A 23,341-nucleotide genomic window follows, 5' to 3' on the forward strand; every position below is an offset into this window, starting at 1 on the left:
TGAAGCCGCTCCTACAGGGACGCGTCAAATCAAGGCGATGGCAATCAGGCCAACGGCAGCACCGGCACCGGGCGCTTGTCCTCGTCGATGGCGACGAAGCTGAACACGCCATGTATCGCCCGCTCGCGGCCATCGAGGTACATGTTCTCGACGAACACATCCACCTGCACCTGCAGGCTGGTGTTGCCGACCTTGATCACCGTCCCCACCAGCTCGACGATCGATCCTGCCGGAATCGGGTGCTTGAAATCGATGCGGTCGGTGGACACGGTCACCAGCGGCAGCCGGCAGAAACGGGTGGCGGCAATGAACGAAACTTCGTCCATCCACGCCAGCGCCGTGCCGCCGAACAGGGTGTTGTGGTGGTTGGTGGTGTTGGGGAACACCGCCTTGGTCACGCGGGTCACCGACAGTTCGGTGCGGCGCTGGATTTCCTGGTCTCGGGTTGTCATCTCGGAGTCACATCGCAAAGGCAAGATTCAAGACGCAAAAAAGCAGCCCGAAGGCTGCTTTTTCTCGCACGGGGGCCTAGGCCACCGGACAAACTGTACTCAGGACAGTTTTTCCTTGATGCGAGCTGCTTTACCGGACAGGTCACGCAGGTAGTACAGCTTGGCTTTACGCACGTCACCACGACGTTTCACGGCCAGGCTGTCGATCTGCGGGCTGTAGGTCTGGAAGGTACGCTCTACGCCAACGCCGCTGGAGATCTTGCGCACGGTGAAGGCGCTGTTCAGACCGCGGTTACGCTTGGCGATAACGACGCCTTCGAACGCCTGCAGACGCGAGCGGTCGCCTTCCTTCACTTTGACCTGGACGACAATGGTGTCGCCTGGTGCGAAGGTCGGGATCTCTTTGCTCATCTGCTCGGCTTCGAGCTGCTGGATGATCTTGTTGGTCATGCTGTGCTCCTAAGATGGATAACGCGATCCACCATCGATACGTTTAACTATCGTCCCGCTCGCGGAGGTATTCCTCGAGCAGCTTCTTCTCTTCTCCAGAAAGCGAGCGACTTTCCAGAAGATCGGCGCGTCGTTCGAAGGTCCTACCAAGGGACTGCTTCATCCGCCATCGCCGGATATGTGCATGGTTGCCACTAAGCAACACGTCGGGTACACGCTGATCCGCATACACCTCGGGTCGGGTGTAGTGCGGGCAATCCAGCAGACCGTCGGTGAAAGAATCTTCCTCCGCCGAGTCCACATGCCCTAAAGCTCCGGGCAGCAGCCGCGTAACCGCATCGATCAGTACCATGGCCGGCAGCTCGCCACCGGAAAGTACATAGTCGCCAATCGACCACTCCTCATCGACATGAGCCTCGATAAAGCGCTCGTCGATGCCTTCATAACGGCCGGCGATCAGGATCAACGATTCCTGCTCGGCCAAGCCTTTGACCGCCTGCTGGGTCAGCTTGCGGCCTTGTGGCGAAAGGTAGATCACCTTTGCCGCAGCTCCGGTCGCCTGCCTGGCGCTAACCAGGGCGTCTTCCAGAGGCTTGATCTTCATCACCATGCCCGGACCACCGCCAAACGGCCGATCATCCACGGTGTGGTGGCGATCTGTGGTGTAGTCCCGCGGGTTCCAGCAGGTCACTTGCAGCAACCCCTGTTTCACCGCTCGGCTGGTAATGCCGTACTCCGTGATGGCCGAGAACATCTCGGGGAACAACGTGATGACTTCTACGCGAAGGCTACCCATCGTCTAGAAATCCGCGTCCCATTCGACTCGCATCACACCGGCCTGCAGGTCGATTGCCAGCACGCATTGCTCCGTATAGGGCAACAGACGCTCGCGATCATCCAGGCTGCCTGTGCAAGGCTTGACCACCATTACATCGTTCGCACCGGTCTCCAACAGGTGATCGATCGTGCCGAACAGCTGTTCGTCCTGATTGATGACCTTCAGGCCTTCCAACTGGTACCAGTAGTACTCGTCGGCTGCCAGGTTGGGCAAAAGGCTCCGCGCAATGCAGATTTCGTAACCGCTCAGAAGACGGGCTTCATCACGATCCTCGAGACCTTTCAATTTCACGACCAGGCCCTTTTGGGAGCCACGACCGCTGACCAGCTCGACCTGCTTTACCTTGCCTTCGTGCCTAAGCGTCCAGCGCGGATAATCCAACAGGTTTTCAATCGGATCGGTAAAGGAATACACCTTCACCTCGCCGCGAACGCCGTGAACCGAAAAAATCTTGCCAACGACGATGAGGTCATCAGCCTTTTCTGGCGTCGCGTTCATACTGCTCAGGCTGCAGCCTTGGCAGCTTCCTTCAGCAGCTGAGCAACACGCTCAGACGGCTGTGCGCCCTGGCTCAGCCAGTAGGTGACGCGCTCTTGGTTGACCGACAGCTTGACTTCGGCGCCCGATGCGATCGGGTTGAAGAAGCCAACGCGCTCAACGAAACGGCCGTCACGGGCGTTACGCGAGTTGGTCACGGTCAGGTGGTAGAATGGGCGCTTTTTCGAGCCGCCACGGGCCAGACGAATGGTTACCATGTGAACATCGTTCCTATAGTCGGTGCTGCAAAACTGAATGCCCAATGGGCACACGGGTGCCCAAAAGGCCGCATATTCTCGGGGAATACACGGACATTTGCAAATGCCTTTTTCGGCGAGCGCTTGACCCACCGTTCAGATCTGCCGGTTAAGCCGCCGTTTGGCGGCACTGTTCCCGCCGAAGCGGGGGCTGGGCGACTGTCTTCATAAAAAGACAGTCGCCCGAATTCACTTACATCTTGGGCATGCCGCCACCCGGCAGCATCCCGCCGAGGCCGCGCATCATCTTGGCCATGCCGCCCTTGGCGGAGAATTTCTTCATCATCTTCTGCATCTGCTTGTGCTGCTTGATCAGCCGGCCGATGTCCTGCACCTGGGTGCCGGACCCGAGGGCGATGCGGCGCTTGCGCGAACCACTGATCAGGTCAGGGTCGCGACGTTCGGCAGGGGTCATGGAATTGATGATCGCTTCCATCTGCTTGAACTGCTTCTCGGCCGCGCCCTGGGCATTGCCCATCTGCGACAGGTTGACGCCACCGATGCTCGGCAGTTTGTCCATGAGGCCACCAAGGCCGCCCATGTTCTTCATCTGTTGCAGTTGATCGCGGAAGTCTTCGAGATCGAAGCCCTTGCCCTTCTTCAACTTCTTGGCCAGCTTGTCGGCCTTTTCCTTGTCGATGTTCTGCTCGGCCTGCTCGATCAGGCTGAGCACGTCACCCATGCCAAGGATGCGCGAAGCGATCCGGTCGGGGTGAAACGGCTCGAGGGCTTCGGTCTTCTCGCCCATCCCGATGAACTTGATCGGCTTGCCGGTAATGGCGCGCACCGACAGGGCGGCACCGCCACGGGCGTCACCGTCGACCTTGGTCAGCACCACGCCGGTCAGCGGCAGCGCATCGCCAAAGGCCTTGGCCGTGTTGGCGGCGTCCTGGCCGGTCATGGCGTCGACCACGAACAGGGTTTCGATCGGCTTGACCGCGGCGTGCAGGGCCTTGATCTCGTCCATCATGTCGGCGTCGACGTGCAGACGACCTGCGGTATCGACGATCACCACGTCGATGAACTTGAGCTTGGCTTCGCGGATCGCCGCTTCGGCGATGGCCACCGGCTTCTGGCTGATGTCGGACGGGAAGAAGGTCACGCCGATATCATTGGCCAGGGTCTCGAGCTGCTTGATCGCCGCCGGACGGTAGACGTCGGCCGACACCACCATCACGCTCTTCTTCTTGCGTTCCTTCAGGTGGCGCGCCAGCTTGCCGGCGGTGGTGGTCTTACCAGCACCTTGCAGACCGGCCATCAGCACCACGGCCGGCGGGGCGGCGTTGAGGGTCAGCTCTTCGTTGGCCGCGCCCATCAGGCTTTCCAGCTCGGCCTGGACGATCTTCACGAACGCCTGGCCTGGGGTCAGGCTGCGCGACACTTCGGTGCCGACCGCACGCTCCTTGATGCTGTTGACGAAATCCTTGACCACCGGCAGGGCGACGTCGGCCTCGAGCAGGGCCATGCGCACTTCGCGCAGCGTGTCCTTGATGTTGTCTTCGGTCAGCTTGGCCTTGCCGGTGACATGGCGCAGCGTCTGTGACAGGCGGTCGGTCAGGTTTTCGAACATGGTGATCCTTTCAGGCCCATTGAAGCCGAGGTTTTTCAGGCGCCCAGGTGGAAATGCACACACGCTGGGCACAACAAGGCGGCGATTATAGCGGAGACTGGGATAGACGCACACCTCGCGCTGGACCACCGGCCAATCACGCAGCTCAGGCCTGGCTGCCTCACGCACATCGCGGGAGCGGGCTTGCCCCGCGATTGATGCGCAGTCTTCCTTGCCCACCGCGTTCTATGCCAAACTCCGTCCCTTTAGGGCTTGCACGCCAGGACTTATGTTCTCTTCACCCAGCCTCATCCCCAACCTGCTCGCCGCCTTCCTTTATCTGGCCGCGACCATCTTCCAGGCCACTGGCCTGGCCCGTGGCGCCCGTGCCGACAAACGGCTGCTTGCCCTGCTCGGCACCCTGGCGGTCATCGCCCAGGGCGGTGCCCTGTTCTTCCAGCTGATCACGCCCCTGGGCCTGAGCCTCGACTTCTTCAGCGCCGCCAGCCTGATCGCCGTGGCGGTGATCGGCCTGACCCTGCTCGCCTGCTTGAGCATCCCCGTGGAAAACCTGCTGGTGCTGCTGTTCCCGCTCGGCGCGGTGACCGCGCTGCTGGCCCAGTTCGCCCCACCCGGTACGGTGCCGCTGATCAACGAAGAGCCAGGCATCCTAGCCCATATCCTGCTGTCGATACTGGCCTACGGCCTGTTCACCATCGCCGTGTTCCAGGCCCTGCTGCTGTTGCTGCAGGACCACCAGCTCAAGCACAAGCACCCGTCCGGGCTGATCCGCAACTTCCCGCCGCTGCAAACCATGGAAAGCCTGCTGTTCGGCTTCCTCTGGGCGGGCTGGGGGCTGCTGTCGCTGTCGCTTATCTCCGGCTGGCTGTTCCTCGACAACCTGTTCGCCCAGCACCTGGTGCACAAGACGCTGCTGGCCTGCGTTGCCTGGATCGTCTTCAGTGTGCTGCTGTGGGGTCGCACTCGCCTGGGCTGGCGCGGTCACAAGGCGATCCGCTGGACCCTGGCCGGTTTCTGCCTGCTGATGCTGGCCTACTTCGGCAGCAAGCTGGTCCGCGAATTCATCCTGCACATCTGACGGCCGCCCATGGACACTCTGCCGTACGCCCCGCTGCTCGGCATCATCGCACTGGCCCTGCTGTGGTCGGCGTTGTTCACCGCGGTAGATTGCGCCCGCCAGCAGCTTAATGGCCACGGTGCCCCGACCCTGCCGGCCCAAGGCCTGGTATTGGGCGCCAGCCTCGGCAAGTTGCTGGTACTGGGCCTGGCCTGCCTTATTGGTCAGCGCTACAGCGGCGAACACGGTTTCTGGCTGGCCGGCCTTGGCGCCAGCGTCACCCTGCTGGTACTCGCCGACTACCTGCCGCGCCGCCTGGCACGCCGTAACCCGCAAGCCTTCCTGGACCTGGGCGGCAACCTGCTGAAATTGCCGCTGGCGCTGCTGCAGCCGCTGGGCTGCTTGCTAGACGGCTGCGCCAAAGTGATCCTGCGCCCTTTCCGCTTGCAACCCACCGCGGTGGCACTGCACCCGCAGCAGGGCGCCACATTCGACGAAGACGAACCTACCGAGACCAGCCAGCACGGCCTGCTGGAGGGTCTGCAGGCGCTGGACAAGATCACCGTCAACGACATCCTGGTACCACGCAACGAAGTAGACGGCATCAACCTCGACGATCCCATCGAGCAGATCATCGAGCAACTGATCATCAGCCGTCACACGCGCCTGCCGGTCTATCACGACGACATCAACCAGGTCGAGGCCGTCCTTAACACCAAGTTGATCAGCCACCTGCTGCCACGGGCAGAGCTCACCCCGGAGAAGCTCCAGGCGGCCTGCTACGAGCCCTACTTCGTGCCCGAAAGCACACCGCTGCAGATGCAGCTGCTGAACTTTCACAAGCAGCAGCGACGCATGGGCGTGGTAGTGGATGAGTATGGCGAAGTCCTGGGTATCGTTACCCTGGAAGACATTCTCGAAGAGATCGTCGGCGAGTTCGAGGACGAGCAGAGCCTGGACAACCCCCATGTCCACCCCCAGCCCGATGGCCGCTTCGTCATCGAAGGGACGGCTTCGCTGCGCGAGATCAACCGCACCCTGGGCTGGCACCTGCCCTGCGATGGCGGGCCGAAAACCCTCAACGGCCTGGTCACCGAAGCACTTGAAAGCATTCCAGAAAGCGCCGTATGCCTAAAAATTGGCAGATATCGGCTGGAAATCCTCGAAACGGAGGATAATTGCGCAAGCAAGGTACTGGTCTGGACACTGGCTCGATAGTTATACTCGGGTCACGCTTACCCAGCCCTGCCGTCCCGCCCGCTACCCGCACCCGGCGTCCGACGGCCAGTCCGCCCCACTGACACGCCCCGCGGCCCTGCTCAGCACCCCGAGCAGCCACCGCTTCAGCGCCTATCCCTTGGGCTATCGTCAGGCGGCGACCAACAACAATACGCTCCGGCTCCCGTGTGGCCGCCACATGGGCCGTGCCCCATGGAGCATGACTGTCAGGGACCTTCGCATGACTACCAGCAGCACCTACGCCGAACCTGCCTCGGCTGCCCCGGTCAACTCGCCTGCCCGGGTGGCCACCGCCAGCTTCATCGGCACCGCCATCGAGTTCTACGATTTCTATGTCTACGCCACTGCCGCCGCGCTGGTGATCGGGCCAGTGTTCTTCCCGTCCGGTTCCGGCACCGCGCAAATGCTGGCGGCCTTCCTTACCTTCGGTATCGCCTTCCTCGCCCGGCCACTGGGATCGGCGCTGTTCGGCCACTTCGGCGACCGCATCGGGCGCAAGTCCACGCTGGTCGCCTCGCTGTTGCTGATGGGCGTCTCGACCACCCTGATCGGCGTGCTGCCCGGGTATGACAGCATCGGCGTATGGGCACCGATCATTCTCTGCGTGCTGCGCTTCGGCCAGGGCCTGGGGCTGGGCGGCGAATGGGGCGGCGCGGCACTGCTGGCCACGGAAAATGCCCCTGAGGGCAAGCGCGCCTGGTTCGGCATGTTCCCGCAGTTGGGCCCGTCGATCGGCTTCCTCGCCGCCAACGGCCTGTTCCTCACCCTGGCCCTGGTGCTCAGCGACGAGCAGTTCCGCGAGTGGGGCTGGCGCATTCCGTTCCTGCTCAGCGCAGCACTGGTGCTGGTCGGGCTCTATGTGCGCCTGAAACTCGAGGAAAGCCCGGTGTTCGCCAAGGCCGTGGCCCGCCAGGAGCGGGTCAGGATGCCGGTGATCGAGCTGTTTTCCCAATACTGGCTGCCGACCCTGCTGGGGGCTGCGGCGATGGTGGTGTGCTACGCGCTGTTCTACATCTCCACGGTGTTCTCGTTGAGCTATGGCGTGTCCACGCTGGGCTACAGCCGCGAAACCTTCCTCGGCCTGCTGTGCTTCGCCGTGGTGTTCATGGCCCTGGCCACGCCCCTGTCGGCCTGGTTGAGCGACCGTTACGGGCGCAAGCCAGTATTGATCGCCGGCGCGCTGCTGGCCATCGCCTCGGGCTTTGCCATGGAACCACTGCTGACCTCGGGCTCGACTACCGGGGTGGCGTTGTTCCTGAGCATCGAGCTGTTCCTGATGGGGGTGACCTTCGCCCCGATGGGCGCGCTGCTGCCGGAGCTGTTCCCGACCCATGTGCGCTACACCGGCGCCTCGGCGGCCTACAACCTGGGTGGCATCGTCGGCGCCTCGGCGGCACCGTTCTTTGCCCAGAAGCTGGTGAGCATGGGGGGCTTGAGCTGGGTGGGAGGCTATGTGTCGGCGGCGGCGCTGATCAGCCTGATTGCCGTGCTGTGCCTGAAAGAAACGCGTAATACCGAGCTTTGAATCAATCGCGGGGCAAGCCCATGCCAGACTGATCTGGCGTGGGAACGGGCTTGCCCCGCAATCGCTTGAGGTCAGAACTCGACCTTGACCGCCTGCGAAGCCCGGGTCGCCTTGGCTCGTGCCGCCTCGACCGATTCATCACGCGCCAGGCACACGCCCATGCGCCGGGTACCATTGATCTCCGGCTTGCCGAACAGGCGGATGGCAGTATCCGGCTCGCTCAGCGCCGCGCCCAGGTTGGCGAAACTGGTCTGCTGCGACTGGCCTTCAGGCAGGATCACCGCCGACGCCGACGGACCGAACTGGCGCACCACCGGGATCGGTAGGCCGAGGATGGCCCGCGCGTGCAGGGCGAACTGCGACAGATCCTGGGAAATCAGGGTCACAAGGCCCGTGTCGTGCGGCCGTGGCGACACTTCGCTGAACCAAACCTGGTCACCCTTGACGAACAGTTCCACACCGAACAGCCCACGGCCGCCCAGCGCGTCGGTGACCGCCTGGGCCACACGCTGCGACTCGGCCAATGCCTTCGGGCTCATGGCCTGGGGCTGCCACGACTCCTGGTAGTCACCTTTCTCCTGTCGATGGCCGACCGGCGCGAGGAAGGTCGTGCCACCAACATGGCGTACGGTGAGCAGGGTGATCTCGTATTCGAAGTCGATGAAGCCTTCGATGATCACCCGCCCCTTGCCGGCACGGCCGCCTTCCTGGGCGTAGTCCCAGGCTTTCTGCAGGTCATCGGCGCCGCGCAGCAGGCTCTGGCCCTTGCCGGACGAGCTCATCACCGGCTTGACCACGCACGGGTAACCCAGGTCGGCCACCGCCTTGCTGTAATCCTCGAAGGTGTCGGCAAAATGGTACGGCGAGGTCGGCAGGTCCAGCTCTTCGGCAGCCAGGCGACGAATGCCTTCGCGGTTCATGGTCAGCTGGGTGGCGCGGGCGGTGGGGACGACATTGAAACCTTCGCTTTCCAGCTCGACCAGCGTGGCGGTGGCAATGGCCTCGATCTCGGGAACGATGTAGTGCGGTTTTTCCGCCTCGATCACTGCGCGCAGGGCCACGCCGTCGAGCATGTTGATTACATGGCTGCGGTGCGCGACCTGCATCGCCGGCGCATTGGCGTAGCGGTCCACGGCGATCACTTCGACGCCCAGGCGCTGCAGTTCGATCACCACTTCCTTGCCCAGCTCGCCGCAGCCGCACAGCAGTACACGGGTCGCGGTGGGCGACAGTGGGGTTCCGATACGGGTCATTTCAGGTCCTCGAAGGCGTCCGGGGCCGCGCCACGCTGGCTGCCGCCCGCTGAAAAATGGACCGGTATTCTACATCAGGATGTGGCCACCGCGCGCCGTGCCCGCCAGGCCATGATCAACCACACCGCCGTGACCCCGGCGAACTTCGATGCCATCGCCGTGCCGATTACCGCAGGCGTCAGGGCACCGATCATGCCGAAGAAGATGAAGGTGTCCACCGGGATGCTCAGCGCCGAGCTCAGCCACAGGCGGTCGCGCAGGGGCCGCCGGGTAACGCTGAACACCAGCCAGTCGATCAGTTCGGAGACGAAGAACGCGGTCGCGCTGGCCAGGGCGATGGCAGGCTCGGAGGTGATATAGGACAGCACCAGCGCCACCAGCATGGCCAACAACGCGCCATGGCCGTAGCGGGTCTGCACCATGTCGCGCAGGATGAACACCAGCCCGCCCCAGGCGGACCAGATCACATCCAGGTGCGGCGCACTGGAAAAGGCGAAGTTGATCAGCACCACGCTGCTGATGTAGGCGATGAGATAGAACATGGTCTGCGTTTTCGGAGGGCCAGCCGCACAGATTAGCGCCGGCACCATCGCGGGACAAGCCCGCGCCACGGGCGTCGGCTCTACAGACCGATGATCAGCCCGGCCGCCACCGCCCGCTCATGACAGCGCTGCAACACCACGCGCCGCTCGGCATTGTCCATACGCCCCCAGCGCGTGATCTCGCTCACCGTGCGCTGGCACCCGGTGCAGATATCCTGCTCGTCCAGCGCGCAGACATTGACGCAGGGCGAGGCCACGGGCCGCTCGTCAGTCATCGTCGCTCACCAGGTCACGGGCATAGCGCTGGGCATTGTGCACATAATGGGCGGCGCTGGCCTCGAGCATGCGTTTCTGCTGCTCGGTCAACTCACGCACCACCTTGCCCGGTGAGCCCATCACCAGCGAGCCATCGGGTATCTCCTTGCCCTCGGGGACCAGGGCGTTGGCGCCGATGATGCAGTGCTTGCCGATACGCGCCCCGTTGAGGATCACCGCGTTGATGCCGACCAGGCTGTAGTCGCCCACCGTGCAGCCATGCAACATGGCGTTGTGGCCGATGGTCACCCCGCGACCAAGGGTCAGCGGCGAGCCCATGTCGGTGTGCATCACCGTGCCGTCCTGGACATTGCTGTCCTCGCCGATGTCGATCAACTCGTTGTCGCCGCGCAGTACCGCGCCGAACCATACGCTGGCCCGGGCCTGCAGACGCACCTTGCCGATCAGCGTGGCAGTGGGCGCGGCCCAGCTTTCGGGATGGGCTTCGACCCGCAGGTCGCCCAGGCGGTATTTCATGTGTCGCTCCTCACGGTTGAACGCCAGTGGCGGGGTGTGCCCCGCTCAATTTTCGATGAAACGCTCGGGGGGCTGGTGCAGGCTGATACCAGCGTCGAACAGCAGGTTGACCAGTTCGACGATCATGATCGCCGATAGCCCCCAGATCTTGTAGTCGCCGTAGCGGTAGCTGGGCACGTACCAACTGCGGCCCTGATAGTCGATGCGGTGGGTGTGCTCGCGGGGGTCCTGGCGGAAGAACGCCAGCGGTACACTGAACACGGCAGCGATTTCCGCGTCGTTGGCGCGGTACTCGACATAGTTCGGGATCAAACCGACGAACGGCGTGACCTTCAGGCCATGCAGCGAGATCAGCGGGCTGAGCGGGCCGATTACCTCGACCAGCCCGGGCGGCAGGCCGATTTCCTCCTCGGCTTCACGCAGGGCCGTGAACACCAGGTCTGGGTCCTCCGGGTCGCGCCGCCCGCCCGGAAAGGCGACTTCACCACCGTGGGTGGACAGGCCCTTGGCGCGCAGGGTCAACACCAGCTCCGGCTCCTCGCTGCGGGTAATGGGCAGCAGCACCGCCGCTTCGGGGAAACGGCGGTCCGTCTCCGGTGACGCGGGGGTATGGTTGCTCATTCGGCGAAGAAGCTCGTCCAGCATTACGCACTCTCGTGTCCAAGGCCTGCCCTGCATGATGCACCAAAGCCGCGAGGCACCCAAGCCCCGCCCGCAGGCCGCTTGCGGTAAGCGAGCCGGGCGCGCCAAGATAGCCCGACCCCACTGGAATGAATGAAAGCATGAAATTCTGCAGCGCGTGCGGCCAACCGGTCACCCAGCGGATCCCCGAAGGCGACAGCCGTGCGCGGTATGTCTGCGACCATTGCCAGACGATCCACTACCAGAACCCCAATATCGTCGCAGGGGTATTGCCTACCTGGGGCTCCCAGGTATTACTGTGCCGCCGGGCAATAGAACCGCGCCGAGGGTTCTGGACACTGCCCGCCGGTTTCATGGAAAACGGCGAGACCCTCGATGCCGCCGCCCGTCGCGAAACCGTCGAGGAGGCATGCGCACAGGTCGGCGAAACCAGCCTGTATCAGCTGTTCGACCTGCCGCACATCAATCAGGTGCACGTGTTCTTCCGCGCCGAACTGGTCGATCTGGACTTCGCCGTGGGTATCGAGAGCCTCGAGGTACGCTTGTTCGAAGAGCACGAGATCCCATGGCGCGAGCTGGCTTTCCGCACCGTCACACGCACACTAGAATGCTATTATCGCGACCGCGTCAGGCAGCACTATCCGATTGGCCATGAGTATCTGCCGCCGATGAACGTCACGTCGTCAACCACCTAAGTTTTCAGGGATACGGTTTCATGCGCTGGCTGCTTGCCCTCTTCTGCCTCAGTGTCGCCTCGGTGTCGCAAGCCGCCTTCACCGAGACCATTATCCGCAAGACGCCGTCGGCCGCGCCGTCGCCGGTCCAGCCCGCCACCAGCGGGGTTCAGCAGCAACGCCTGATCGACAAGGTGCTGGTGATCAAGTCCGAACGCCGGCTGCAATTGATCAGCCGTGGCGAACCGCTCAAGACCTACCGTATCTCCCTGGGCAAGCAGCCCAAGGGAGCCAAGGAACGCGAAGGCGACAAGAAGACCCCGGAAGGCCTGTACTGGCTGGACTGGCGCAAGGTCAGCGACCGCTACAACCTGGCTATGCACATCTCCTACCCCAATATCACCGACGCCGCCAAGGCACGGCGCGACGGGGTCGCCGCTGGCAGCATGATCATGATCCACGGCACGCCGATCAACGAGGAGTACCCTGAGTGGTACTTCCACACCTTGGACTGGACCGAGGGCTGCATCGCCATGCGCAACGACGACATGCGCGAGGTGTGGAGCATGGTGAAGGATGGCACGCTGATCGAAATCCGCCCCTGAGCGCTCACCGTTGGCACCAAAGGCCTGTCCTGCTCACGCTGAACGGGCCTTCTCTTTCTAGCGCCCTCTTTCGCCACCCCATCGCCCACTTTTCCTACAGATAGAATCGTCTCATTCCCCGCAATATAGTGGCGTTGGGCCACATAAATGCCATCACTGACATTCTTAGAATTCCCGCAGCTGATTTCACGATTTCGTACATCACTTGCGAGGTTTTCATGCACAATCCTGTATCCAAGATCAGACCAGATACCCTGCGCTGGGCTGTCTTCCTTGCCCTGCTCGGCAGCACCCAGGTTCAGGCGCAAGGCGCCCTGACACCGACATCAGGACCTGGCGGCACCCCGATCATCGACAATGGCCATGGCGTACCGGTCATCGACATCGTCGCACCCAATGCCAGCGGCCTGTCACACAACCAGTTCCTCGACTACAACGTCGGCAAGCCTGGGCTGGTGCTGAACAATGCCCTGCAGGCCGGACAGTCGCAGCTGGCCGGCCAGTTGGGCGCCAACCCGCAGTTCCGGGGCCACGCCGCCTCGACCATCCTCAACGAGGTGGTCGGCCAGAACGCCTCGCGAATCGAGGGGGCTCAGGAAATCTTCGGCCAGAAAGCCGATTACCTGCTCGCCAACCCCAACGGCATCACCCTCAACGGCGGCAGCTTCATCAATACCACCCGGGCCGGCTTCCTGGTCGGCAAGGCGGACATTCACGATGGACAGATCAAGCAGCTCGACAGCCGCGACGCCAACGGCACGCTGAAAGTGCTGGGCCGTGGCCAGAGCAATGCGGCAGGCGCCCTGGACCTGATCGCGCCGCGCATCGACAGCACAGGGCACTTGCTGGCCAAGGGGCAGCTGAACCTGACCATCGGCCGCAACCTTGTCGACACCGGCAGCCGCGAGGTGCTCGAACACCTGCCCGTCGCCACCGCCATCGATGCCAACCTGCTCGGCGCCATGCAGGCCGGACGCATCCGCATCGTCAGTACCGCCGAAGGCGCCGGCGTACAAGTGGGTGACAAGGAGCTGCGCGCGGACCGCGACTTGATCATCCACTCCGCGGGTGACCTGAAAGTACAGGGCAATGACAAGCGCCAGGCCAGGCTGGTCAGCAACACCGGCAAGCTGGACTTGAAGGCCGACGGCGACCTGCAGCTCACCCATGCCCATGGCAAGGCCAGGCAGATCGAGGTTCACTCTGGCAAAAAGCTGTCCCTGGACACCGCCACCCGCGAACAGGTGACGGACGCCCCGGTCAACTGGGCGAAGCAATGGCTGTTCATCCCCACCGAAAGCCATGAGGGTAATGCCACGCAAACCAGTCGCCAGCAACTGGGTAGCCGTCTGGTGGCCGAAGACAGCCTCAGCCTGAAGGCCGGTACCGACCTGCACCTGACGGCCACGCAACTGGAGGCGGACAACGCCCTGCAACTGCGCAGCGGTGGAAAGATGACGATCGACGCTGGCGTGGACACTCTCGATATCGCCGAGCAGTCCACCCACAGGTGCTATCTAGACCGCACCGATATCGACAGCCAGGCACACACCGAGCGGGTCAAGGCCAGCACCCTCAAGGGCGGCACTCTCATCGCCAGCGCCGGGGCCGACATGCAGATCTCCGGCGCCCGCCTCGAGGCGCGCAAGCAGGTCGAACTCGACGCCAAGGGCGCCCTGCGGATCGAAAGCGCCGTGGAAAACGACCATGCCCAACGCACCACTGGCAAGCGCGAGTTCGTGGCCAGCGCCGGCAAGGCCGCGCCGGACTCGGAGCAGTACTCGGCCAAGGTCGGCTACGAAAAACTGCAGAGCGACGAGCAGACCACCGCGACCCGCCAGGTCGCCAGCAGCATCAACGCGGGCTCCGTCACCCTGCGCAGCGATCGCAAACTGAAGGTCAGCGGTTCGGACGTGCAGGCAGACACAGGAGACCTCAAGCTGGCCGCCAGCGAAATCGAACTGGCGGCGGCCTACGACAGCCACGCCAGGCATACCCTCGATACCCGCACCGGCGCCGCGTTGAACGTCACCGGCGGCAGCGACCGTGTAGGCCTTGGCATCGATGGCCAGCATGGCCCGGCCGCGGTACTCGAGCACGAAACGACCGCGCGACGAAGCAATCTGGAGTCAGCTCGCGACCTGCACATAGACGCCACGCAACTGACTACGGCCGCTGCACAGCTAAAAGCGGGACGTACCTTGAAAGTGGACGCCGAGCACATTGACAACCGTGCAGCAGCCGACACCAAGGTCCGCGAAACCAGCGTCGCTGAATGGCAGGGCGGCCTGAGCGTCGGTATCGATTACAAATACCTCAGCGATCGTGTCAAGTGGCTGTTCGGTGGTGAGAAAGCCGCAGACCAGGCGGCCTCCCCAAACGCCGGCGCCGACCTGTCGCTGCAGCGCACGTCGCGTGTGCACAAGGACACCGACAGCACCGCGCAGGTCACGACCTTCGACGGTGGCGACATCACCATTCGAGCCAATCAGCTCATGGATGAAGGGAGCGCCTACAAGGCCAGGACCGGGAGCCTGCGCATCGAGGCTGGGGAGCACCAGATGCTGGCCGCCCGGGATCAGAGCAGCAGCGAAGTCCGCGACACCACGGGTGGCGGCAGCCTGCGTGTTAGCACCATCACGGGAACTGATCTCAAAGCAAGACTTGAAGGTCATGGCAACACCCTGAACCAGCTGAAGCAGACAACCACAGCTCGAGTAGGCAGTTTGCAGGGCAGCCAGGGGGTTCAGGTAGAACTCGAACGTAGTGGTCACTACGAGGGAGTCCGTGTCGACGGCGGCAACGGCGATATTACCCTGCACAGCCAAGGCACACTGAGCGTGACAGCCGCCAGCGATACACGCCAGAGCCAGGGCCAGACCAGGGGCGGCAAGCTGGATGTCGAAGGCAGCAGCACCGGTGGCGGACTGGGTGGCCAGGGCACCTTCGGTTGGGTCAACGAGCGGGGCAGTACAGCCATTGGTGCGCGGTTCGACAGCAAGGGCACACTGCAACTCACCAGTCTTGCCCACGACGACGTCGCGCTACACGTGCAAGGGCTGCAAGCCAACGCCAAGCGGATAGGTCTGGACGCTGGCAATGGTGGTCTGCTGGTCGAGGCGGCCAGTAACACCGAGCGCCACGACAACCTCGACGTTACCCTTGGTGGCGGCCTGAAGGTCAATGCCATGGACATTGGAGGCATCAACGCCCAGGTCAAGGTCGGCCGGGACAAACGCGACAACACCACCTGGCATGACAGCAAACTGCGCGCCGACCTGATCGACTTGCGCAGCCAGGGCGATACCCGCATCGAAGGCGCTCAACTTGAGGCGCAGGCAATCGAAGGCAAGATCGACGGCAACCTGCGGGTGGCCAGCCGTCAGGACCAGGTCGACAGCGTGAAGCTAGAGATCGATGCCAGTCTCGCCCAGAAGCAACAGGCAACTGCCGACACTGACGCTCCGGCCTCGCTGGCGAGCGTTTTCGAGGGCGGCAACATCACGGAAATCGCCGGGGCGCTGTGGAACAAAGTCACCGCGAAATTTACCCCATCGGTCAAGATCGACTACGCCAAGCGCAGCAACGACACCGTCAGCCAGCAGACGCTCCTGTCCGGCACGCAAGGCATTGATCTGCAGGTAGGTGGCGACACTCGCCTGGTCGGCGCCACGCTGCAGGCGGCCGATGGCCAGGTCGGACTCGGCGGCGGCGCGGTCGCCCGCGACAACCTGAGCGGTCGGGACTACGCCAAGGATGTGAAGGTCAATGTCGATTTGTCGACGACCGGTCTTGCAGGTACCGCCTATTCGTACCTCTCGAATCTGTTCACCGGCAACACCGACAAGGCTGACGACCACAAGGCGTACAGCAACACCGGTCACGACCGCACTACCGAGTATGTCTCGCAGATAAAGGAGAGCCGCCAGCGCTGACGCGTGCCAGGCAGCGGCCTGTGGGTCGCTGAGCCTCCCACACGGACTCTGCGGGAGCGGGCACACCCGTTCCCACAGCGGCATCGGACCGAATCCCATGAACGTACCGTTCTTCTCTTCCCATATTTTCCGCCCATCAAGTGCAGGTATGCGCCGCGTCGCCACTGTCGTTCTGGCTTGCCTCATCATGACGCTATCGGCCAACGCCATAGCCACGTTCGACCCGGCCAGCCAGCAGTTACGGGATCAGCAGCAGGCAGTGCGACAACTGGAGCAGCAGCAGCGGCTCGAACGCTGGCAGCGCAATCAACCTGCCAACGCCACTGAAGACCGCGACACTGCAACGCTCGACCCCGACCAGCACTGCTGGGCGATCAGCGGAGTACGCCTGGCCGGCAACCGCATGCTCGATACCCGGCAACTGCAGCCGATCGTGCGTGCGCTGTCGTCCTCCTGCATGGGTGTCGCCGAAATTGACCGGCTACTCAAACAACTGACCCGGCACTACGTGCAAGCCGGATATCCCACCAGTCGCCCCTATGTGGCCCGCCCCCCCGAGCACGGCGCCCCGCTGGACATCGTCATCGTCGAAGGCTTCATCGAATCGATCGAACTGGCTGGCACCGACCTGCCCCTGTCGCGGCAAGGCGCATTTCCGGGCATGCTCGGCCTTCCCCTGCACCTGCCAGACCTCGAGCAAGGCCTGGACCAACTCAACCGACTGCGTGCCTATGACCTGCAAATGGCCTTGCTGCCGGGCGAGATGCAGGGCGGCACCCGCGTCGTGCTCGAACCTCGGCGCGTCGCTTCCCGCGCTCACCTGGATGCCTTGCTCGACAACCGAGGCGGTGAACTGACCGGTCGCCACCGCCTCAACCTGGGCCTTGGCCTGGACAGCCCGCTGGGCCTGAACGACGACCTGCGCCTGTCGCTGAGCTCGGTGGTGTTCGACGCGCCTGGCCAAAGCGAAGGCGCCAGCCTTTACTACAGCATTCCCCATGGCCGCTGGACCTTCAGGCTCAATGCCAGCCAGATGCGCTACCGAGCACCGATTCCGAACACCCGCTACGCCAGCAGTGGCCGCAGCGAATTCTACGGTGTCAGCGCCGAGCGCGTGCTGTGGCGCAACCAGCAAGGCATGCTCAGCGCCAGCGCCCGCCTGGACCGCAAGCAATTGCTCAACCGCTTCGGCCCCGCCGTACTGGCACTGCAGAGCCCGACCCTGGCGACTGTCGAAGCCGGGCTGAACCTGCTGTGGCTCGAAGGTGGATTGTGGAACGCTTACCTGGGCGTAAGCCAAGGGGTACGCTGGTTCGGCGCCGATCGCCCGTTCGCCCACAAGCAGGCGCCCCGCCCGGACTTCACCAAGTACCGCGCCAACCTGCTGCACCTGCGCCAAGGCCCGGCTCAATGGCCCTGGCGCTGGCAGAGCGAACTGGCCCTGCAATACAGCGCCCATGTGCTGCCCGCCGTCGAACAGATGCAACTGAGCGATCATTCGGCGGTGCGCGGATTCCGCAAGCACAACGTCGCGGGGGCCAGCGCCGGGGCATGGCGCAACACCTTCAGCCAGCCACTGCCCCTGCCGCTGCAGGTACGCCCATCCTTCGGCGTTGACCTTGGCTGGGCCCGTTATGCGCGCACCAGCCCGTCGCAGCGCCTGGTCGGCGCCTCGGCTGGCGTCGAGTTGAACCTGCCGCACAGTACGGTGCGCCTGGACTACCAACGCGCACTGCATGCCAGCGATCGCCCGCGCAAATCACTGGAGCAAGGCTTTTGGGTCGCGCAATGGTCCCTCGCCCTCTAACCGGCAAGCGAGCTACCACCTGAGGCGGCGCTGCCCGACCGTGTCTTCGGGCCCCAGCCATTGCACGCCGCGCAGCACCGGCGTCAAACCGGCATCGGCCTGCAACACGAAATCGACCTGCGCCTGCCGGGCCGCGAGGTCGGCGTCCAGGCTCATCTGGTGCTGGCCTTGGCGAACCAGGCCAGCGCTCAACCGCCAGCCCTGACGGCAGGCCATCGCCAGCGAGCCCTGCCCCAGCTCCAGCGACCAGGGCGCGTTCAAAGCCAGGTCGGCGACGGTGATGCTGCCTGCGGCGGCTCGACAATGTTGCCCCGAGCCTTGCAGCTTGATGCTGCCCTGCCATTGCCCGGCCAGGCGATAGTCGCCGCCGACGCTTGGCTGTGCGCCCAGTGCCTTAAGGTCGGCCTGCCAACGCCACGGCCAACCGCTCAGCCGGCCTTGCCAGCCCTGCCCCTGGAAGCCCAGGCGCACCTGCAGGTCGCGCTGCCATGGACGCCATGTCCATTGCACGGGTCCCACCGGTCCGAGCCGGGCAAACTGCCCTTGCCACAGGCTGCCGTTCACCCCCTCCGCCGGCAACCCGAACCCCGCCACCAGCCAACGCGCCGGAAGTTCTGCCACCAGGGTCAGCCAGAACACCAGCCCCATCCAAAGGTACGCCCGCCTGTTCATGGTCGAAGCCGCACAGTAAAACGCAGCCCCTCGGTATTTCGCTCCAGCCCCCATTGCAACGGCTGCGCGCCGTCATCGCGCAGGCTCTGCAACCAGCCCTGCAGGGTTTGCGCATCGATCACCTTGCCGCGCAGCAGCCAGCCCTCGTCCTCGGACTGCACCTCGGCCAATTCGATATGCCGGGCCTGGGCCGATTGGTGCAACGCTTCGAGGGTCAGCGCAGGCGGGCGCGGCTGTGCCGCCAGCGATTCGGCCAGTGCCTGCCATTGCCGCTGTTCCTGCCACAAGGCCATGCCCTCGCGCAGCGCCAGCAATACCAGCAACAGCGCGACGACGCTCCAGGCCAGCGATAGCCGATGCTGTCGCATCCATTCATGGCTCATGCGGCGCTCCCCAGGTCAAACACCACGCGGCGCGCCTCGTCTTCCACCTGGACCTGCACGCCAGCCGCCTTGGCCATCTCCTGCCAGGGCGTGGCTACACCCTCTCCGACCAGCTCAAGGTGCCAACGCTGGCCATCGAAGCGCACCACTTGCAGGCGCCAGCCGGGATGATCGTTCAACCATCCATGGACTTGCGCCTGCAACGCCTCGAGCTGGCGCAGGCGCACCTGGCTTTCACGCGCCTCGTCCTGCAGTTGCGTCAACACCCGCGCCGCCTGGCGAGGCGTCGGTTGAAGGCCGGTCACGGCCTGCACCTGGGCGCGATAGAGCTGGGCCTGGCGCCACTGTTGCGCGCTCCACAGCCCGCCCCACGCCAACATCAACGCCAGGCAGGCAATTGCCAGGCGCGCCTGCCCTTTTGCCAGGCGCAGGCCTTGGCGGGGGCGGCGGGCTTCGAACAAGCTAGGCAAGCCATCGAGCGGGGCCAGCACATCGGGCCAGTCGCCGTCGATGCCCTCGACCTCGCCAGGCAGCCAGGCGAGCGCGGGAGGCGGGCCAAGGCCCTGCGGCCAGGCCAGCCAGTGGGCCTGGCCCTTGTACAGGCTCATCGCTCCTCGGCGCCAATGCCAAGCCGCTTCTGCTGCACAGTCGGGCAGCAACTGGAACTCAGCCCAGCAACGTTCCACGGCCAAGCCCCAGGCGGCGCACTGCCCACGCCACTCGCTCAACCTGTCCCGCGCCACCACCAGCAGGCGCAACTGCCCTGCGTGGCGCCCGATACGGGCACACAGCACGTCATCGTCGCCTTGCAGCAAGCGATCCTCGAGCAGCAAGGGCCATTCCTCGCGTTTCAGCCCAGGCGGCGCGGACAGCTGGAAATGACTGCAATGTTCACCGGGGACGATCAGGGCAACCCGCGCCCCGAGCCCCGCCGGAGGTTCGCCCTGCCCCTGGCGCAATGGACGGCCTTGGCTGACCAACAGCCACTCCCAGACCTCCCCGGGGCGCAGCAGCAGCCAGGGTTGTGCCGGCGCCCGCCGGCGCCATTCAAGCTTCATGCGCGCCCCCAGGGCAGAACGAAGGTACAGGTATAAGGTGCTCCATCACGCACTAGCTCCACGCGCACGCCCCTACCGGGGTGCGCCGTTTGATCGGAAGGCCAGGCGAGCCAATGGCCGGCCTGGTGGTAGAGAACATTCATCGCGCTGACCCGCTCCAGCCGTTCACGTAGCACCCAAACCGGTGCCGCGACGGCATACAGGTCGGCCGAGGTTTCCAGCAGCAGCCGTTGTTCACGCGGCTCGAAGCGCAAGCGCTGGCGCTGCAGGCGCGATCCCCCTTCGGCCTGCGGCCAGGCGGCGGCGGCCACCCACAGCAGTTGCTGGCGGTCGGGCTGCCAGTCGAGCCAGCGCGTCGCCAACGGCAAACGCTGCTCGTACAGGCGGCGCAGCACCGGGCTGTCGAAGCGCCGCTCCAAGGCCAGGCAAAAATCCACTACGCCGGTTTCGCTCACCTGTTCATCGAGCCGCTCGCGCACCTTCAGCCAGCCGTTGACCAGCGCCGACAGCATCACCCCAAGCAAGGCCGTGAGGGCCAGGGCCACCAGCAGTTCGATCAGGGTCATGCCCGCCTGGCGCCGTTTCATGGCCGCTCCAGAAACACCGTGAACTGCCCCAGCGGCAGGCGCTGGTCACGATCGGCATGCAACAGCAGTTCGCCACGGCGCAGGTCGCGCACACCGGTGCGGCGCAACTGCAACTGCCAATGACAGGCCTGCCCGCCCTGCACCAGCACGCCGTTGTCCTGGTTGGTCGCCGGCCAATACTGCTCGACCACGAAACGTGCCTGCAGCTCACGGGCGCACAGCAGGCCCAGACGATGCTGCTGCACGGTTTCCTGCACCGCCAGGCGCTGGCGCAGGACCTGGCTGGTGATCACCGCGAGGACGGCGGCGATGCCCAGGGCCACGCTCACCTCCAACAGGGTGAAGCCGCGTTGCCGGCGCTTCATGGCATCGCGCTCACGCGCAACTGCCCGCCGCGGTCCCAGTCCCAGCGCTGACCGCCCTCGGCCCAGCGCCAGCGCACAGTGCCCGGACGTGACCAGCCATCGGGGGTGAACAGCAGCGCTGGCGCCTGGCTCGCTGGCCAGTCCGGCCGCAAGTCCTTGGGCCAATCACCCAGTGCCACGCTTTCCACCTGCCAGTGCTCGCCTTGCCGACGGACGAACTCGGGGCGTTGACCGTTCCAGCGCAGCCCGCGCAACTGCCCGGCATGGCGCGCCAGATCGGCCTGGGCCACGGTGGTGGCGGCCAGGCGATCGAGCGCCTGGTCGATGCTGCTTCTGCCGCTGTCAAGCCAGGCCACGGCCATGCTGGTCATCAAGGCGGCGATGGCCAGCACCACCAGCAGTTCGAGCAGGCTGAAGCCGCGCTGGAGGGAGTGGGCCATAGGCTTGATCAACTTAAAGCGCCCAGTTGCCCAGGTCGGCATCGAGCCCTTCGCCGCCCGGCACGCCATCGGCGCCCAGCGAATACACATCGACCCGACCGTGCTCGCCGGGCATGCGGTACTGGTACGGGGTGCCCCATGGGTCTTCCGGCAGGCGGCGGATATAGCCGTCACTGCGCCAGCTGCGCGGCAGCGGTTCCTGGGCCGGCTTCTTCGCCAGCGCCGCCAGGCCCTGTTCGGTGCTGGGGAAGCGCAGGTTGTCCAGGCGGTACATGTCCAGCGCCTGTTCCAGGGTCGCGAGGTCGGCCATGACTTTCTGCTTCATGGCCTTGTCCTGGTTGCCCAGAACGCTGGGCGCGACCACGGCGATCAGCAGGTCGATGATGAAGATCACCACCATGATTTCCATCAGCGTGAAGCCCCGCTGGCGGTTGCGTCGTCGTTGCATCGAAGTTCTCCTTGTCACAGTTGCAATCCCTGGTTGAGCTGCATGATCGGCAGCAGCACCGCCAGCACGATGAACAGCACCACGGCGCCCATCACCAGGATCATCAGCGGTTCGAACAGCGCCATGGCGGTGTCCACCTGGCGGGCGAAGCCGCGCTCCTGGTCATCGGCCACCCGTTCGAGCATGTCGGCCAGGGTGCCGCTGGCCTCGCCGCTGCCGACCATGTTCACCAGCAGCGGCGGAAATTCCCCGGCGTTGTCCAGCGCCCGGTGCAGGCTGGTGCCGCCCTGCACCTGCTGGCGCACCTGCTCCATGGCTGCGCGGATGCGCCGGTTGCCAACCGTCTCGGTGGCCACCTGCAAGGCTTCGAGCAGGGCCACGCCGCTGCCGCAGAGGATCGCCAGGCTGCGCGCCAGCCGCGCGCTCTCGAGCACTTGCAGCAGCACGCCGATACGCGGCAGGCGCAGCAGCAGGTCGTCGCGGCGCAGGCACCAGTGCGGCTTGCGCAGCAGCCAGCCGCCCAACAGCGCGGCCAGGATCGCCAGTGCCAGCAGATAGGGGCCGGCCTGCACCAGCCCCTGGCTCAAGCCGATCAGTAGCGACGTGATCAAAGGCAGACTCTGCCCGGAGTGGGCGAACTGCTCGGTGAGCTTGGGCACCACGAAGGTCATCAGGCCGACCACCACGGCCAGCGACACGCCCATCAGCACCGCCGGGTAGATCAGCGCGGTGCGCGCCTTGTGACGCTGGCGCTGAACCTGTTCGAGATGGTCGGCCAGACGGCTCAGCACCTGGCCAAGGCGCCCGGAGCGCTCCCCGGCCTCGACCAGCGCGCAGTACAAACCAGTGAACGGCGCGCCCTGTCGCGCCAGGCTACGCGCCAGCCCCAGGCCCTCGGCGAGGGAACCGCGCAAGGCCACCAGCACCGCGTGCAAGGCCGGCTGGCGCAGTTGCCGCTCCAGTGTGGCCAGGGCATCGACCAGGGGGATGCCAGCGCCAACCAAGGTCGCCAATTGGCGGGTCAGCTCGCACAGTTGGGCGCGGGTCAGGCGCTGACGACGGGGCTGGGCGCTGTCGTGGCGTTGCAAGTGTCGGGTGAACAGCCCCTGCTCGCGCAGCAATTGCCGCGCATGGCGCTCGTTGTCGGCCTGCACGCTGGCCTTGTGTGCCTTGCCGGCAAGATCCACGGCCTGGTAGCGATAGGTCGGCATGC

The 23,341-nt window shown here is 64.6% G+C and carries 26 protein-coding genes; 7 read left to right on the forward strand and 19 right to left on the reverse strand.

Features of this window, described 5'->3' with window-relative positions; translation table 11 throughout:
* Positions 1 to 44: 44 nt before the first annotated feature.
* From LU688_RS22215 to ffh, 6 genes are all read right to left on the reverse strand, one after another.
* Complete coding sequence (locus LU688_RS22215; RefSeq protein ID WP_023629813.1) at positions 45 to 452, reverse strand: acyl-CoA thioesterase; 408 nt, start codon at positions 450 to 452, stop codon at positions 45 to 47.
* A gap of 99 nt (positions 453 to 551) precedes the next feature.
* Positions 552 to 902: a 50S ribosomal protein L19 gene (rplS, locus tag LU688_RS22220; RefSeq protein ID WP_023629812.1), complete on the reverse strand. Its 351-nt coding sequence runs from the start codon at positions 900 to 902 to the stop codon at positions 552 to 554.
* A gap of 43 nt (positions 903 to 945) precedes the next feature.
* Positions 946 to 1,698, reverse strand: coding sequence for a tRNA (guanosine(37)-N1)-methyltransferase TrmD (gene trmD, locus LU688_RS22225; protein WP_023629811.1), 753 nt, complete (start codon positions 1,696 to 1,698; stop codon positions 946 to 948).
* 3 nt (positions 1,699 to 1,701) lie between these two features.
* Positions 1,702 to 2,238 carry a ribosome maturation factor RimM gene (gene rimM / locus LU688_RS22230; RefSeq protein WP_023629810.1) on the reverse strand — a complete coding sequence of 179 codons (537 nt, stop codon included), beginning with the start codon at positions 2,236 to 2,238 and terminating at the stop codon, positions 1,702 to 1,704.
* 5 nt (positions 2,239 to 2,243) lie between these two features.
* Positions 2,244 to 2,495 (reverse strand): 30S ribosomal protein S16, encoded by a 252-nt coding sequence (rpsP, locus tag LU688_RS22235; protein ID WP_011535318.1) that lies wholly within the window; start codon positions 2,493 to 2,495, stop codon positions 2,244 to 2,246.
* 232 nt (positions 2,496 to 2,727) lie between these two features.
* Positions 2,728 to 4,104, reverse strand: a complete 1,377-nt coding sequence (gene ffh / locus LU688_RS22240; protein WP_023629809.1) for a signal recognition particle protein — start codon at positions 4,102 to 4,104, stop codon at positions 2,728 to 2,730.
* Between the two features lie 268 nt (positions 4,105 to 4,372).
* On the opposite strand from ffh, the gene LU688_RS22245 reads away from it, so the two are divergent.
* The 3 genes from LU688_RS22245 to LU688_RS22255 all read left to right on the forward strand — a co-directional run bounded on the left by LU688_RS22245 (position 4,373) and on the right by LU688_RS22255 (position 7,925).
* On the forward strand, positions 4,373 to 5,182 hold the full coding sequence (locus tag LU688_RS22245) for a cytochrome C assembly family protein (protein ID WP_038706705.1): 810 nt from the start codon (positions 4,373 to 4,375) through the stop codon (positions 5,180 to 5,182).
* Positions 5,183 to 5,191: 9 nt separating this feature from the next.
* On the forward strand, positions 5,192 to 6,379 hold the full coding sequence (locus tag LU688_RS22250) for a transporter associated domain-containing protein (RefSeq protein WP_038706706.1): 1,188 nt from the start codon (positions 5,192 to 5,194) through the stop codon (positions 6,377 to 6,379).
* A 241-nt stretch (positions 6,380 to 6,620) separates the two neighbouring features.
* The gene (locus LU688_RS22255) at positions 6,621 to 7,925 is read left to right on the forward strand and encodes an MFS transporter (protein ID WP_046854366.1); all 1,305 of its coding nucleotides are present in this window, start codon (positions 6,621 to 6,623) and stop codon (positions 7,923 to 7,925) included.
* A gap of 71 nt (positions 7,926 to 7,996) precedes the next feature.
* On the opposite strand, the gene purT is transcribed toward LU688_RS22255, so the two are convergent.
* The 5 genes from purT to LU688_RS22280 form a co-directional block, all read right to left on the reverse strand.
* Positions 7,997 to 9,178 (reverse strand): formate-dependent phosphoribosylglycinamide formyltransferase, encoded by a 1,182-nt coding sequence (gene purT, locus LU688_RS22260; protein WP_023629808.1) that lies wholly within the window; start codon positions 9,176 to 9,178, stop codon positions 7,997 to 7,999.
* 74 nt (positions 9,179 to 9,252) lie between these two features.
* Complete coding sequence (locus tag LU688_RS22265; protein WP_023629807.1) at positions 9,253 to 9,720, reverse strand: 7-cyano-7-deazaguanine/7-aminomethyl-7-deazaguanine transporter; 468 nt, start codon at positions 9,718 to 9,720, stop codon at positions 9,253 to 9,255.
* A gap of 80 nt (positions 9,721 to 9,800) precedes the next feature.
* A complete protein-coding gene (locus LU688_RS22270) occupies positions 9,801 to 9,995 on the reverse strand; it encodes a DUF1289 domain-containing protein (RefSeq protein ID WP_023629806.1) in 195 nt (64 codons plus the stop codon).
* Positions 9,988 to 10,512: a gamma carbonic anhydrase family protein gene (locus LU688_RS22275; RefSeq protein ID WP_023629805.1), complete on the reverse strand. Its 525-nt coding sequence runs from the start codon at positions 10,510 to 10,512 to the stop codon at positions 9,988 to 9,990. The genes LU688_RS22270 and LU688_RS22275 overlap by 8 nt, the downstream gene beginning before the upstream one ends.
* 45 nt (positions 10,513 to 10,557) lie before the next feature.
* Positions 10,558 to 11,157 carry a CoA pyrophosphatase gene (locus tag LU688_RS22280; protein WP_023629804.1) on the reverse strand — a complete coding sequence of 200 codons (600 nt, stop codon included), beginning with the start codon at positions 11,155 to 11,157 and terminating at the stop codon, positions 10,558 to 10,560.
* A gap of 137 nt (positions 11,158 to 11,294) precedes the next feature.
* On the opposite strand from LU688_RS22280, the gene LU688_RS22285 reads away from it, so the two are divergent.
* The 4 genes from LU688_RS22285 (at position 11,295) to LU688_RS22300 (ending at position 18,175) form a co-directional block, all read left to right on the forward strand.
* Positions 11,295 to 11,849 carry an NUDIX hydrolase gene (locus LU688_RS22285; protein ID WP_094011654.1) on the forward strand — a complete coding sequence of 185 codons (555 nt, stop codon included), beginning with the start codon at positions 11,295 to 11,297 and terminating at the stop codon, positions 11,847 to 11,849.
* A 20-nt stretch (positions 11,850 to 11,869) separates the two neighbouring features.
* The gene (locus tag LU688_RS22290; protein ID WP_094011655.1) at positions 11,870 to 12,433 is read left to right on the forward strand and encodes a L,D-transpeptidase family protein; all 564 of its coding nucleotides are present in this window, start codon (positions 11,870 to 11,872) and stop codon (positions 12,431 to 12,433) included.
* Positions 12,434 to 12,651: 218 nt separating this feature from the next.
* Positions 12,652 to 16,368, forward strand: a complete 3,717-nt coding sequence (locus LU688_RS22295; RefSeq protein ID WP_094011656.1) for a hemagglutinin repeat-containing protein — start codon at positions 12,652 to 12,654, stop codon at positions 16,366 to 16,368.
* Positions 16,369 to 16,516: 148 nt separating this feature from the next.
* A complete protein-coding gene (locus LU688_RS22300) occupies positions 16,517 to 18,175 on the forward strand; it encodes a ShlB/FhaC/HecB family hemolysin secretion/activation protein (protein WP_160291102.1) in 1,659 nt (552 codons plus the stop codon).
* Positions 18,176 to 18,187: 12 nt separating this feature from the next.
* On the opposite strand, the gene LU688_RS22305 is transcribed toward LU688_RS22300, so the two are convergent.
* From LU688_RS22305 to gspF, 8 genes are read right to left on the reverse strand one after another with little or no spacing between them, the layout of a single operon-like run.
* Positions 18,188 to 18,847: a type II secretion system protein N gene (locus LU688_RS22305; RefSeq protein WP_160291101.1), complete on the reverse strand. Its 660-nt coding sequence runs from the start codon at positions 18,845 to 18,847 to the stop codon at positions 18,188 to 18,190.
* A complete protein-coding gene (gene gspM, locus LU688_RS22310) occupies positions 18,844 to 19,230 on the reverse strand; it encodes a type II secretion system protein GspM (RefSeq protein ID WP_094011659.1) in 387 nt (128 codons plus the stop codon). Before gspM ends, LU688_RS22305 begins: the two co-directional genes overlap by 4 nt.
* Positions 19,227 to 20,288, reverse strand: coding sequence for a GspL/Epsl periplasmic domain-containing protein (locus tag LU688_RS22315; protein ID WP_094011660.1), 1,062 nt, complete (start codon positions 20,286 to 20,288; stop codon positions 19,227 to 19,229). Before LU688_RS22315 ends, gspM begins: the two co-directional genes overlap by 4 nt.
* A complete protein-coding gene (locus LU688_RS22320; RefSeq protein ID WP_094011661.1) occupies positions 20,285 to 20,875 on the reverse strand; it encodes a prepilin-type N-terminal cleavage/methylation domain-containing protein in 591 nt (196 codons plus the stop codon). The genes LU688_RS22315 and LU688_RS22320 overlap by 4 nt, the downstream gene beginning before the upstream one ends.
* Entirely contained in the window at positions 20,872 to 21,240 is a 369-nt protein-coding gene (locus LU688_RS22325; RefSeq protein WP_094011662.1) for a type II secretion system protein, read from the reverse strand. Before LU688_RS22325 ends, LU688_RS22320 begins: the two co-directional genes overlap by 4 nt.
* Positions 21,237 to 21,680 carry a type II secretion system minor pseudopilin GspH gene (gene gspH / locus LU688_RS22330; protein ID WP_094011663.1) on the reverse strand — a complete coding sequence of 148 codons (444 nt, stop codon included), beginning with the start codon at positions 21,678 to 21,680 and terminating at the stop codon, positions 21,237 to 21,239. The genes LU688_RS22325 and gspH overlap by 4 nt, the downstream gene beginning before the upstream one ends.
* Positions 21,681 to 21,693: 13 nt before the next feature.
* The gene (gene gspG, locus LU688_RS22335) at positions 21,694 to 22,128 is read right to left on the reverse strand and encodes a type II secretion system major pseudopilin GspG (protein WP_232887999.1); all 435 of its coding nucleotides are present in this window, start codon (positions 22,126 to 22,128) and stop codon (positions 21,694 to 21,696) included.
* Positions 22,129 to 22,142: 14 nt separating this feature from the next.
* A complete protein-coding gene (gspF, locus tag LU688_RS22340) occupies positions 22,143 to 23,339 on the reverse strand; it encodes a type II secretion system inner membrane protein GspF (RefSeq protein WP_038706714.1) in 1,197 nt (398 codons plus the stop codon).
* Positions 23,340 to 23,341 lie beyond the last annotated feature (2 nt).

This window comes from Pseudomonas soli, from assembly GCF_021283165.2.
Classification (GTDB): Bacteria; Pseudomonadota; Gammaproteobacteria; order Pseudomonadales; family Pseudomonadaceae; genus Aquipseudomonas; species Aquipseudomonas soli.